This window comes from Rhizobium sp. BK491 (assembly GCF_014194925.1).
GTDB lineage: Bacteria > Pseudomonadota > Alphaproteobacteria > Rhizobiales > Rhizobiaceae > Rhizobium.
This window is the reverse complement of record NZ_JACIAR010000002.1, coordinates 231241-244068: the sequence shown is the minus strand read 5'-3', so window position 1 is coordinate 244068 and position 12828 is coordinate 231241. Positions and strand designations below refer to the sequence as shown.

Annotated in this window: 14 protein-coding genes; 13 read left to right on the top strand and 1 reads right to left on the bottom strand. The window is 60.0% G+C overall.

Translation table 11 applies throughout. From position 1 onward, the window contains the following. Positions 1 to 137: 137 nt before the first annotated feature. The 7 genes from dnaN (at position 138) to FHX05_RS09000 (ending at position 5260) form a co-directional block, all read left to right on the top strand. The gene (gene dnaN, locus FHX05_RS09030; protein WP_112399709.1) at positions 138 to 1256 is read left to right on the top strand and encodes a DNA polymerase III subunit beta; all 1119 of its coding nucleotides are present in this window, start codon (positions 138 to 140) and stop codon (positions 1254 to 1256) included. Between the two features lie 248 nt (positions 1257 to 1504). Continuing rightward, positions 1505 to 2098, top strand: a complete 594-nt coding sequence (pmtA, locus tag FHX05_RS09025; RefSeq protein ID WP_015338541.1) for a phospholipid N-methyltransferase PmtA — start codon at positions 1505 to 1507, stop codon at positions 2096 to 2098. A 19-nt stretch (positions 2099 to 2117) separates the two neighbouring features. Beyond that, entirely contained in the window at positions 2118 to 2705 is a 588-nt protein-coding gene (locus tag FHX05_RS09020) for a histidine phosphatase family protein (protein ID WP_183871347.1), read from the top strand. Between the two features lies 1 nt (position 2706). After that, positions 2707 to 3399 (top strand): orotidine-5'-phosphate decarboxylase, encoded by a 693-nt coding sequence (gene pyrF, locus FHX05_RS09015; RefSeq protein WP_183871346.1) that lies wholly within the window; start codon positions 2707 to 2709, stop codon positions 3397 to 3399. 27 nt (positions 3400 to 3426) lie between these two features. Continuing rightward, positions 3427 to 3714: a DUF1330 domain-containing protein gene (locus FHX05_RS09010; protein WP_075856622.1), complete on the top strand. Its 288-nt coding sequence runs from the start codon at positions 3427 to 3429 to the stop codon at positions 3712 to 3714. A gap of 112 nt (positions 3715 to 3826) precedes the next feature. After that, on the top strand, positions 3827 to 4807 hold the full coding sequence (locus FHX05_RS09005) for a complex I NDUFA9 subunit family protein (protein WP_112336747.1): 981 nt from the start codon (positions 3827 to 3829) through the stop codon (positions 4805 to 4807). A 288-nt stretch (positions 4808 to 5095) separates the two neighbouring features. Continuing rightward, positions 5096 to 5260, top strand: a complete 165-nt coding sequence (locus FHX05_RS09000) for a hypothetical protein (RefSeq protein ID WP_015338536.1) — start codon at positions 5096 to 5098, stop codon at positions 5258 to 5260. Between the two features lie 68 nt (positions 5261 to 5328). On the opposite strand, the gene FHX05_RS08995 is transcribed toward FHX05_RS09000, so the two are convergent. Further along, entirely contained in the window at positions 5329 to 6126 is a 798-nt protein-coding gene (locus FHX05_RS08995) for an undecaprenyl-diphosphate phosphatase (RefSeq protein ID WP_183871345.1), read from the bottom strand. A 151-nt stretch (positions 6127 to 6277) separates the two neighbouring features. Between FHX05_RS08995 and FHX05_RS08990 the strand changes: the two genes are divergently transcribed. The 6 genes from FHX05_RS08990 (at position 6278) to FHX05_RS08965 (ending at position 12818) form a co-directional block, all read left to right on the top strand. Further along, positions 6278 to 6970: a glutathione S-transferase family protein gene (locus FHX05_RS08990; RefSeq protein ID WP_015338534.1), complete on the top strand. Its 693-nt coding sequence runs from the start codon at positions 6278 to 6280 to the stop codon at positions 6968 to 6970. A 12-nt stretch (positions 6971 to 6982) separates the two neighbouring features. Further along, on the top strand, positions 6983 to 8140 hold the full coding sequence (gene queG / locus FHX05_RS08985) for a tRNA epoxyqueuosine(34) reductase QueG (protein WP_183871344.1): 1158 nt from the start codon (positions 6983 to 6985) through the stop codon (positions 8138 to 8140). Next, on the top strand, positions 8140 to 9012 hold the full coding sequence (locus tag FHX05_RS08980; protein WP_183872401.1) for an SDR family oxidoreductase: 873 nt from the start codon (positions 8140 to 8142) through the stop codon (positions 9010 to 9012). Before queG ends, FHX05_RS08980 begins: the two co-directional genes overlap by 1 nt. A 397-nt stretch (positions 9013 to 9409) precedes the next feature. Continuing rightward, entirely contained in the window at positions 9410 to 9778 is a 369-nt protein-coding gene (locus FHX05_RS08975; protein WP_015338531.1) for a septal ring lytic transglycosylase RlpA family protein, read from the top strand. Between the two features lie 206 nt (positions 9779 to 9984). After that, positions 9985 to 11274, top strand: a complete 1290-nt coding sequence (locus FHX05_RS08970) for an RsmB/NOP family class I SAM-dependent RNA methyltransferase (RefSeq protein WP_183871343.1) — start codon at positions 9985 to 9987, stop codon at positions 11272 to 11274. A gap of 254 nt (positions 11275 to 11528) precedes the next feature. Beyond that, entirely contained in the window at positions 11529 to 12818 is a 1290-nt protein-coding gene (locus FHX05_RS08965; RefSeq protein ID WP_183871342.1) for an imelysin family protein, read from the top strand. The last annotated feature ends 10 nt before the right edge of the window (positions 12819 to 12828 follow it).

Here is a 12828-nt window from a genome sequence, read left to right as displayed (position 1 = left end):
CAGATCGCCTATGCCTCTTGCATTCGGATGGAGAAGTCTGCCAAGTTGCCTGTCCAATCTTTCGGGCCTTGTCCGAAAACATGTCGCTCGGGCGCCTCGGGCCGCCCGGCAAGTCACGGTCGAAAGCGGTAGCATCCATGCGTATTACAATAGAGCGGTCGAACCTCCTGAAGTCGCTGAACCACGTGCATCGCGTGGTCGAGCGTCGCAACACGATCCCGATCCTGTCCAACGTGCTGCTCAAAGCCGACGGCACGAACCTCGACATGAAGGCGACCGACCTCGATCTCGAAATCACCGAGGCAACGCCCGCCAATGTAGAACAGGCCGGCGCCACCACGGTTCCCGCGCATTTGCTTTACGACATCGTGCGCAAGCTTCCCGATGGTTCGGAAGTGCTTCTCGCCACCAATCCCGACGGCAGCTCGATGACGGTCGCTTCCGGCCGCTCGAAATTCTCGCTGCAGTGCCTGCCGGAATCCGATTTCCCCGATCTCACCGCCGGCAGCTTCAGCCATTCCTTCAAGCTGAAGGCGTCCGATCTGAAGATGCTGATCGACCGCACGCAGTTTGCGATCTCCACCGAAGAGACGCGTTACTACCTCAATGGCATCTTCTTCCACACCATCGAAAGCGGCGGCGACCTGAAGCTCCGGGCTGTCGCCACCGACGGCCATCGTCTGGCGCGCGCCGATGTCAGCGCACCTTCGGGCTCCGAAGGCATGCCTGGGATCATCATCCCGCGCAAGACTGTGGGAGAACTGCAGAAGCTCGTGGACACGCCGGACGCGATGGTCACCGTCGAAGTCTCCGACGCCAAGATCCGCCTGACGATCGGCTCGATCGTCATGACCTCAAAGCTGATCGACGGTACTTTCCCGGACTATCAGCGCGTCATTCCGGCCAACAACGACAAGGAAATGCGGGTCGATTGCGAGACTTTCGCCCAGGCGGTCGACCGCGTATCGACGATCTCTTCGGAGCGTGGCCGCGCCGTGAAGCTGGCACTGTCTGACGGCCAGCTGCTGCTGACCGTCAACAATCCGGATTCGGGAAGTGCGACGGAAGAAGTTGCCGTCGGCTATGAGATGGACCCGATGGAAATCGGCTTCAACGCCAAATACCTGCTCGACATTACCGCACAGCTTTCCGGCGATGCAGCCATATTCCTGCTGGCCGATGCCGGCTCGCCGACGCTCATTCGCGACACGGCCGGCGACGACGCGCTTTATGTGCTGATGCCGATGCGCGTGTAGAGCATGATGCCGAAAAGTGTGAGCGGTTTTCGGACGACATCATGCTCCACTTCTTTGATTTTAGAGCCGGATGTCTCATCCGGCTCTAGGGAAACCAAAGCGCCCTTTCTGCGTTTATCCAATGCAAGGGCGCTTTTATTTGGTCTTTTGTCGATTGCGACATTTTCTCTTGTTATTGCGTCATTCGATTGCAAGATCTAGAGAAGCAATATGTAAGTCGCGACGGTAACATCTGATGGGGGGAGAGCATGGCGCTGCGTCTCAAGGAACGGCTTGGCAAGAAATTCGACGAGGAGATTCGTTTCTTCAAAGGCATGATGCAGGGACCCAAGACCGTGGGGTCGATCGTTCCTACTTCGTCGATTACGGCTCGCAAGATGGCTGGCGTCATCAACACGCAATCAGGGCTGCCCGTGCTGGAGCTTGGGCCGGGAACAGGCGCGATCACCAAGGCGATCCTCGGGCGCGGCGTCGAGCCGCAAAATCTCGTTGCCATCGAATATTCCACCGATTTCTACAATCATCTCGTCCGTCGTTACCCCGGCGTCAACTTCATCAATGGCGACGCCTTCGATCTCGATAAAACGCTGGGCGTGCTTCGCGGCCAGACGTTCGATTCCGTCGTCTCGGGCATTCCCCTCCTCAATTTCCCGATGAAGGCGCGCGTCGCGCTTCTCGAGAGCCTGCTGGATCGCATTCCGCCCGGCCGGCCGGTGGTTCAGATTTCCTACGGCCCGGTCTCGCCGATCATCGCCAAGCCGGATCGCTATCATATCCGACATTACGACTTTATCGTCCGCAACATTCCGCCGGCCCAGCTCTGGGTCTATAGCCGCGGCTGAAGCAATCGCTGAGAAATCCATGTACGCTCTTTATGTTACGCACCCACAGGTGCGGATCGACCCGAATGTGCCGGTGCCGCAATGGGGCTTGTCCGACATTGGCGCCGAGCGGGCGCGAATGGCGGCGGGACGGCCCTGGGCTGGCAAGCTCGGCCTGATCGTTTCCAGCGGCGAGCGCAAGGCAATCGAAACGGCCGAGGCTTTGGCAGCTGCAAGCGGTGCGCCGATCGAGGTCATCGAAGCCATGCATGAAAACGATCGCAGCGCCACAGGTTTTCTGCCGCCGCCGGAGTTCGAAAAAGCGGCGGACTGGTTCTTTGCCAATCCGCATGAGAGCTTCAAGGGCTGGGAACGCGCTATCGATGCGCAGGCGAGGATCGTCTCCAATGTCGAGGCCGTTCTTGCGCGCCACGATCCGAAAGTGCCGATCGCCTTCGTCGGCCATGGCGGCGTCGGCACGCTGCTGAAATGCCATCTGGAGGGGAAGCCGATCGCGCGGCAAGGCGATCAGCCGCCGGGCGGCGGCAATCTTTTCTGTTTCGATCTTGCGAAGCGCGCCGTCTCATGCGACTGGACACCCATGGAAGACTGGATGGGATGGGCTTGATATGACCGCACGCGACCGCTTGATCGTTGGACTGGATGTTCCAAACCTTCAGGAGGCCGAAAAAGTGGTCGGCGCCCTCGGCGATGATATCCTCTATTACAAAATCGGCTATCAGCTCGCCTTCGCCGGCGGCCTGGAATTCGCCCGCGATCTCGCCGCCAGCGGCAAGAAGATCTTCCTCGACATGAAGCTGCTCGACATCGACAATACGGTGGCCTCCGGCGTGGAGAATATCGTCAAGATGGGCATGTCGATGCTGACGCTGCACGCCTATCCGAAAGCGATGAAGGCGGCCGTCGCGGCGGCCAAAGGCTCGGACCTCTGCCTGCTCGGCGTCACCGTGCTGACCTCGATGGACGAAGGCGATCTCATCGCCGCCGGTTATGAATATGATCCGCACACGCTGGTGCTGCGCCGGGCCGAACAGGCGCATCTCGCGGGCATGGGCGGTATCGTTTGTTCGGCGGAAGAGTCCGCCGCGGTCCGCAAGATCATCGGGCCGGATATGGCGCTGGTGACCCCCGGCATCCGGCCGGCCGGCAGCGACAAGGGCGACCAAAAGCGCGTGATGACGCCGGCTGACGCCATCAAGGCCGGATCGAGCCATCTCGTCGTCGCACGACCGATCGTCAAGGCGGCCGATCCAAAGGAGGCCGCTCGCGCCATCCTCGCCGAGATGGACGCCGCACTCTAAGATACAAAAGCAAGCTGGGAGGAAAACATGCCAAAGGGATATTGGATTGCGCGCGTGGATGTTCGCGACCCCGAGCGCTACAAGGATTACGTTGCTGCCGCGAAGCCCGCCTTCGAGAAATACGGCGCGAATTTCCTTGCCCGCGGCGGAGCGTTTACCCCGCTGGAGGGACAGGCACGCGGCCGCAACGTCGTGATCGAGTTTCCGTCGCTGCAGCATGCCGTCGATTGCTACAATTCGCCCGAATATCAGATCGCCGCCAAAATCCGCCAGCAGGTGGCAGACGCTGAAATGGTCGTCGTCGAAGGCGTCTAACTCCCTTGAAAAGCCGACGCTGCAATGCAGCGCGATAGCACTTCACCTCGGCGCGCGGATCGGCTAAGACGAAACCAGATAAGCCCAATCCAAGCCTTTCGAGGAGCCTGCCATGACCCTGTCCAACCTCCCGCCGCTCGTTACCGTGTTCGGAGGATCAGGTTTCATCGGGCGGCACGTCGTGCGTGCGCTCGCCAAGCGCGGCTATCGCATCCGTGTCGCCGTTCGCCGTCCCGACCTTGCCGGCTTCCTGCAGCCGCTCGGCAATCTCGGCCAGATTTCGATCGTTCAGGCCAATGTGCGCTACCGCAATTCCATCGACCGCGCCGTCGAAGGCGCGCAGCATGTCGTCAACTGCGTCGGCATTCTCGCTGAAAGCGGCCGCAATACCTTCGATGCGGTGCAAGAATTTGGTGCCAAGGCGATTGCGGAAGCCGCCCGCGGCGCCGGCGCCTCGCTGACGCATATTTCGGCACTGGGCGCCGACGCCAACTCGCCTTCGGCCTATGCCCGAACCAAGGCTCGCGCCGAAACCGCCATTCTGTCGATCAAGCCGGATGCAATCATCCTGCGCCCTTCGATCGTGTTCGGGCCGGAAGACGAATTCTTCAACAAGTTCGCCGACATGTCGCGCACCGCGCCGTTCCTACCGCTGATCGGCGGCGGCAAGACGAAGTTCCAGCCCGTTTATGTGCAGGATATCGCCGAGACCGTTGCGCGGAGCGTCGACGGCAAGCTGAAGGCCGGTACGACCTATGAGCTCGGCGGCCCCGAAATCCTGTCTTTCCGCGAATGTCTCGAGACCACGCTTGCCGTCATCAATCGGAAGAAGTCATTCGTCTCCATCCCCTTCGGGCTGGCTTCGCTGATCGGCTCGGTCGCGTCGCTGGTGCCGCTCATCAAGCCGCCGATCACCGCCGACCAGGTAACGCTGCTGAAGAGCGACAACGTCGTTTCGAAGCAGGCGGAAGCGGAAGGACGCACTTTGAAGGGCATCGGCCTGCTGCCGACATTGCTTGTCTCCGTGCTGCCGTCTTATCTGGTGCGTTACCGCCCGCAGGGCCAGTTTACCGGCTCGGGCAAAGCCGCCTGACGATTCGGCCGTTCCACGAAATTCACCCGCCGCCCGGCTTTGCCGAGCGGCGTTTTTTATTGCCCCGCGAAGACAGAATCGTACTTTAAGACGCTGGCAGAGCAGCGCCATTCACAGCTTGGCGTTGCTCAAAAGACGCAGTCTGGAAATAGTAGCATTAACGTCAAATTTAATATGAACATTTATTGCTATTGCTCATTCCACTGACTAACACAGCCGCGCGTCTCAGGCTTGGACAATGAACCGGTTCGCGGCGCGCTTCACACTTCTGCGGAAAGGCATTCTTCGATGGGCAAGTCTATCGCGCTTTTGTTTGCGTGCGCGGCACTGGTGATTCTCGCAGGCTCCTTCGTGGCCCGCGGCAGCATCGCCTCGATCAAGGGCGAATGTGCGCCGACCTACGGCGTCGACCCCTGCACGACGGGTTCCATCGACACGTCCTCCCGGAACTGATCGGGTATGAAAAAGGCCGGTTTTGACCGGCCTTCATTTTTCCAGGATATCAGCGCGAACGAGCGGTCTCAGCCGAAATAAAGACCGACAAGACCGATCGTGCCGACAGCAATTCGCCACCATGCGAAGGGGGCATAACCCCGGCGGGATACGAAGTCGAGCAGCGCGCGCACGACGAGCAACGCCGAGATGAAGGCCATGAAGAAGCCGATGACGATCAGCTGACCATCGGCGAAGCTGAGATCATGGCGGCTCTTCCACAAATCCAGAGTGAAAGCGCCGACCATCGTCGGCATGGCGAGGAAGAAGGAAAATTCAGCGGCCGAACGCTTGTCGGCGCCGAGCAGCAGGGCACCGACGATGGTGGAACCGGAGCGCGACGTTCCAGGAATCATGGCCAGGCACTGAAAGAAGCCGATCTTGACCGCCATCGGCCAGGAAAATTCGTAGGCGCTGGTGTATCTCGGCTTGAACTCGATCCTGTCGATGACGAGCAGGACGATGCCGCCGAGGATCAGCGAGATACAGATGACCTTCGGCGAATCGAACAGCACGGTCTTGATGAAATCATGCGCCAGTGCGCCGATGACGGCAGCGGGCAGAAAGCCGAAGAGGACGGCCAGAACGAAGTGACGAGCCTTGACGCTGACGGGCAGCGCCTTGGCGATCTGGACGAGACGATTGAAATAGACAAGCAGAATGGCGAGAATCGCGCCGAGCTGGATCAAAACTTCAAAAGTACCGGCCGATTTGAAGCCGAGAAAATGTCCAAGCAATATCAGATGGCCCGTAGAGGAGACCGGAATGAACTCCGTAAGCCCCTCCACAAGGCCTAAAACCAACGCGATAATAATTTGTTCAGCCATATCGTGTCCTTTGTCTAACGGCAGGGCGGCCCGATTCGCTTGTGCAAACTAGGCCAAGATCCTATAGCTTCAACCGATGACAAATGACTAGGGCCGCAGAATCGCGACCCAAAAGACTTCCGTAGCATCAATCAGAAACACCCGAGTACCAATGCCGACGCTGTATCATCACCCAATGTCATCTTCCTCCCGGTTCGTTCGTCTGATCCTGACGGAATATGGCTATCAGACGGAGCTGATCGAGGAACAGACCTGGGAAAAGCGACGCGATTTCCTGGCACTGAACCCCGCCGGCACCCTGCCTGTCTATGTCGATGACAGCATGCGGGCGCTCTGTGGCGCCTCGGTCATTTCCGAATATCTTGACGAGACACATGGCGTTCTGAAGCGCGACCGCCGGCTTCTGGCCGAAGATCCGTTCCAGCGCGCCGAAATACGCCGGCTGACGGAATGGTTCATGCAGAAGATGGAGCAGGATGTGACGCGGCCGCTGACGCGCGAGCGCGTCTTCAAGCTGCAGATGACCGCCGAGCAAGGCGGTGGCGCGCCCGATTCCAAGGTCATGCGCATGGCGCGCGGTAATATCCGCCAGCATATGAAGTATCTGTCCTGGCTTGCAGGTTCGCGGCAGTGGCTGGCCGGTGAGCGCCTGAGCTATGCCGATCTCGCCGCCGCGGCCTCGGTTTCCGTGCTAGACTATCTGGGTGAGATCGACTGGACGGAATCGCCTGTTGCCAAGGAATGGTATCAGCGGCTGAAATCGCGCCCATCCTTCCGGCCGATCCTGGCGGAGCGCGTGCGTGGAGTCACACCAGTTTCGCACTATGCCGATCTGGATTTCTGACGAGGGCTCGATATGCCCGGTGATCGCGAAGCGGAAAAAGCTGACAAGCGAAGAAACACACTGACCGCTTTCTTGCGAGAGGAAGCGCGTGCCTATGGTTTCGATCTCTGTCGCATTACCAGGCCGGACGCCATACCCGAAGCGGCGGTCCGGCTCGGCCAGTTTCTCGACAAAGGCCATCACGGCACCATGGGGTGGATGGAAGAGACACGCGACCGCCGCGGCGATCCGCGCGTGCTCTGGAGCGAGACCCGCTCCATCGTCGTCTTCGGCCTGAATTATGGTCCCGACGAAGATCCGCGCGGCATTCTGGAAAAGCAGGACAAGGCGGCGATCTCCGTCTATGCCAGAAACCGCGACTATCACGACATCATCAAGGGTAGGCTGAAGGAGATCGCCACCCGCTTCGCGGCGCGCTCGAAGGAGGATGTCAAGGTCTTCGTCGATACGGCGCCTGTCATGGAGAAACCGCTGGCAGAGGCTGCCGGTCTCGGCTGGCAGGGCAAGCACACCAACCTCGTCAGCCGCGCCTTCGGCTCATGGCTCTTTCTGGGCTCGATGTTCACCACGGCCGAACTCGAGCCGGATGAGCCGGAGATCGACCATTGCGGCTCCTGCCGGGCCTGTCTCGATGCCTGCCCGACCGCTGCCTTCCCGGCGCCCTATCAGCTTGATGCACGGCGCTGCATTTCCTATCTGACCATCGAACACAAGGGTCCGATCGATCCTGAGCTTCGGCCGTTGATCGGCAACCGCATCTATGGCTGCGATGACTGCCTTGCCGCCTGCCCCTGGAACAAGTTCGCAAGCGCCGCCTCGGAGATGAAGTTGGTGGCGCGCGAGGATCTCAAGGAACCGTCGATCGCCCTCCTGCTCAATCTGGATGATGCGGCTTTTCGTGCTTTCTTCAGCGGCTCGCCGGTCAAGCGCATCGGCCGGGACCGCTTCATCCGCAATGTACTCATCGCCGCCGGCAATTCGGGCGATCGCTCCTTTATAGAGAAATGTCGCGAACTGGCCGGAGATCCCTCGCCCACCGTGCGCGGCATGGCGGTTTGGGCGCTATCGCGACTGATGACGGCTGGCGAATTCCATGCGTTTGCGGCACAAAGACATGACGAGGCAGACGAAGAAGTTCGCGCCGAATGGAAACTGGCAGGGGTATCGTGATGCATGTGATGATTTTCGGCTGCGGCTATTCCGGAACGGCCATCGCCAAGGCCTTCGCCGGCTCCGGCGTTCGCATCACCGGCACGACCCGCTCCGCCGACAAGGCGGCATTGTTAACGAAGGAAGGCATCGAAGCCTTCGTCTTCGACGGTGAAACGATCGATCCGGCTCTGGCCGAGGCGATGCAAACGGCAACGCATCTGGTGCAATCGATCGCGCCCGGCAAATCGGGCGATCCGCTGTTGCGGCTGGCGCAGCTCAATCTCAAGGCATTGCTGCCAAAGCTGGAATGGATCTGCTATCTCTCGACCGTCGGCGTCTATGGCGACCACAAGGGTGCCTGGGTCAGCGAGCAGACCCCGCTGCACCCCGTCGCGGACCGCTCGGTCGAGCGGGTAGAAGCGGAAGACGGCTGGCTGCGCGTCGGCATCCGGCTCGGCCTTCCCGTCGCTGTACTCCGCCTTTCCGGCATTTACGGCCCCGGCCGCAATGCCTTCTGCAATCTGGAAAAGGGAACCGCCCGGAGGCTCATCAAGGCGAACCAGGTGTTCAACCGCATCCGCGTCGAGGATATCGGCGCTTGCGCCCGCTTCCTGTCCGACCGCAAGCTCGGCGGCATATATAATGTCACCGATGACGAACCTGCGCCGCCGCAGGATGTCATCGTCGAAGCTGCCCGCCTGATGGGCGTCGAACCGCCACCGGAACAGCCTTTCGAAACGGCCGAGCTGACGCCGATGGCACGCTCCTTCTACGGCGAGAACAAGCGCGTTTCGAACGGGAAACTGCGCGCGCTCGGCTTCCAGTTTCGCTACCCAGAGTATCGTATGTCGCTCGCCGAATTATGGTCCTCTGCAACGTGGCGCGGCTGAGAAATCGGTCTCCATGCCAGACGATATCGCATGAAAATTCCTACTTAGCCGGCCGCTCTAGTTCAATTTGCTCCGCATTTATGGTTAACGACCTCTAAAATTGCACAAATGCGGCGACGATTATGGCAAAGTCGGAAAATTATTTTTCCGATTTTTGTGATGACTGACATCACCCGGCACCTTCGAGAAAATTCATTCCATTTTTAACTGATTTTATTGGGTTTTTTCCACGATCAAGCAAATCCGCTGAATAGTCCCAGTATTCCCCCAATATCACGAATGTTACAGTCTGTAATATTCCGTGATTGAAAGTGGCACTTTTTCGCCATTTTTGGCCTGATTTAAGCCCCGCCGCCTACCCAGGGCGCAAGTTCAATAGCTTGAGGGAAAAATCGGTTTGAAGAAAATCGCACGTTCTTTGGCAATCGCCGCAACTATATCCGCCTCCATTGCTGTCGTTTCGACTCCGGCATTTGCATCCGCTGGCTGCGGAGGCGCTTCATGGTACGGGGGAAGCTCCAAGACTGCTTCCGGGGAACGCATGAGTTCCAGAAATCTTACTGCAGCCCACCGCTCGCTTGCCTTCGGCACGCGTCTCAGGGTCACCAACAAGCACAATGGCCGCAGCGTCGTCGTTCGCATCAACGACCGTGGGCCCTTCATTCGCGGACGTGTTCTCGATCTCTCCCGCGCTGCCGCACAGAACATCGGCATGGTCGCTTCGGGTACCGCCAAGGTCTGTTACGAGGTCGTCGCCTCGAAGTAATCGCCGGAAGCCGGAACTACCGGCAAATCGGCATGACGCTTGCTCTCTCGGCCAATCGCGGCTACCACGCGGTTGAGACGTCTCAAAATCCGCCGCCATGGGCATTGTCTGCGCGGATCGGCGAGACGTCAGCGGTTTTGGTAGGGCGCAGATTCCCAAGATGAGCTCCAACGGGTTCCGGGTCATGCGCGAGCAGGAGAGTGTGAATGCGTCTGGGCGGCCGATTGCAGGGGGCCATCGAAGTTCTTGCCGATATCGAAGCGCGCAAGCGACCGGTGGCCGATGCCCTGAAGGATTGGGGCCTTGCCCATCGCTTCGCCGGCTCCGGCGACAGAGCCGCGATCGGCAACATCGTCTATGACGCCCTGCGCATGCGGCTTTCGCATGCCTGGCTGATGGAAGACGACAGTGCGTCCGCGCTTGCCCATGCTGTACTCTTCCGCCAATGGGGCCTGACGCCCGAGGCGCTGGCCGCCGAGCTCGACGGTGATAAATTTGCTCCCGAGGCGCCGAGCGCCGAAACATTGGCCGCTTTTGCGGCCCGCAAGCTCGAAGATGCGCCCCGTCACATCCAGGGCGATATTCCCGAATGGGTCGAGCCCTCCTTCAGCCAAGCCTTCGGCGATGGCTGGCTTTCGGAAGCGCAAGCTCTCGCCGAACGTCCGACGCTCGACCTCCGCGCCAATGCACTGAAGGCCGATCGCGCCAAGGTCGTGAAAGCGCTGGAACGCGCTGGCGGCCAGGCATCGAAAATCGCCCGGTTCGGCATCCGAATTCCGGCCGGCGAAGGTGCGTCACGCCTGCCGAACGTCACGGCCGAGCTCTCCTTCCAGAAAGGCTGGTTCGAGGTGCAGGACGAAGGTTCGCAGATCGTCGCGGATCTGGTTCTGCCTGAAGAAGGCGATCAGGTGCTCGACTATTGCGCCGGCGGTGGCGGCAAGACGCTCGCCATGTCGGCCGCGATGCACAACAAGGGCCAGGTCCATGCCTATGACAGCGACCGGCGGCGGCTGGCGCCGATCATCGAGCGCCTGAAGCGGGCCGGTACCCGCAATGTCCAGGTCCATGACGACCGCAACGGCCTGCTCCAACTGCGCGGCAAGTTCGACAAGGTTCTGGTCGACGCTCCCTGCACCGGGACCGGCACCTGGCGGCGCCGTCCCGATACCAAATGGCGGCTGACGCAGAAGAACCTCGACGAGCGCATCAGCCAGCAACAGGAAGCCTTGGCGCAAGCCGGCGAATTCGTCCGCCCCGGCGGCGCGCTGCTTTACGTCACCTGTTCGGTGCTGCCGGAAGAGAATGAAGCACAGGTAAACCGTTTCGCCGCCCAGAATCCGGACTTCGAAGTCGTGGAGACCCTGAGCTCATGGCGGAAGCTGTTCGGGAAGGATGCCCCAAAGCCCCGCTCCTCGGATGGCAAGACCATTACGCTGACGCCAGCCTCCACCGATACCGACGGCTTCTTCTTCAGCCGTCTGCAACGGAAGATGTGAGCTGGCGGCGATCGACTAGCGATTGTGCTCGGCCGATTGTCCTGTCGTAGCCCTGCTTGCACCGCCCTGCCGACAACCTCTCAAGCGGCCTATGCCTGCCATTTGAAGGCAAATTCATTTCGCTTGTCGCCGTACACCCGAGGTTCCTCGCCTTAAAATCGTTCTAAACTAGAGCGTTTGACACAAGTTTGTTTTTCATACATGAGACAAATTGCCAAGTTTTGACGGTGCCCCCGCTGTCACAGGAGAGGAACATGAAACTAAAGAACAAAATTGGCGCCGCGCTCGCGGTGGCCGTTATCGCGACTGCCGCGTCCACCCTTCCCGCCCTTGCGGCAACTCCCGAACCGGCAGCCGTTCTCAAGCACTACACAGAGCTCGCGCATGCCAAGTACCAGGACTCCCTGACGACGGCGAAAGCACTCGACAAGGCGATCGACGCCCTGCTCGCCAACCCCAGCGACAAGACCCTTAAGGCGGCACGTGCGGCCTGGATCAAGGCTCGCGTTCCCTACGCGCAGACGGAAGTCTATCGCTTCGGCAATCCGGTCGTCGACGACTGGGAAGGCAAGGTGAATTCCTGGCCGCTGGACGAAGGCCTGATCGACTATGTCGACGCCTCCTACGGCACGGAAAGCGATGAGAATGCGCTCTATGTCGCCAATGTCATCGCCAACAAGACGATCAAGATCAACGGCAAGGATATCGACGCATCGCATCTGACGCCGGAATTCCTGTCGGCCACACTGCATCAGGCCGGCGGCATCGAAGCCAATGTCGCGACCGGCTACCACGCCATCGAATTCCTTCTGTGGGGCCAGGACCTGCACGGCACGGATGCCGGTGCGGGCGAGCGTCCGGCAACCGACTACGATCTGAAGAATTGCACGCATGGCAATTGCGACCGCCGCGCCGAATATCTGAAGTCCGCGTCCACGCTGCTGGTTTCGGACCTGCAGGAGATGACGGACAAGTGGGCGCCGGACGGCGAAGCCACCAAGCATGTCGAAGCCGATCCGAAGGCCGGCCTCACCGCTATCCTAACCGGCATGGGCTCGCTTTCCTACGGTGAGCTTGCCGGCGAGCGCATGAAGCTCGGCCTGCTGCTGCACGATCCGGAAGAAGAGCAGGATTGCTTCTCAGACAATACCTATAACGAGCACAATGGCGATGCCGTCGGCATCGCGTCTGCCTACAACGGCAATTACACCCGCGCCGACGGCACCAAGTTGAAGGGTCCGTCACTGCACGATCTTGTCAAGGCCAAGGATCCGGCGCTCGACAAGGAAATGGAAGGCAAGCTCGACGCGACACTTGCTGCCATGAAGGCGCTGGTGCATCGCGGCGAGACGGTTGAAAAATACGATCAGATGATCGGCGAGGGCAACAAGGAAGGCAACGCGACGGTTCAGAAGGCGATTGACGGCCTACTCGACCAGACAAAGAGCATCCAGCGCGTCATCGCTGCTCTCGATCTCGGCACGATCAAGCTCGAAGGTTCGGACAGCCTGGACAATCCGAACTCCGTCTTCAAGAAGAAGTAATAAGGGAGGG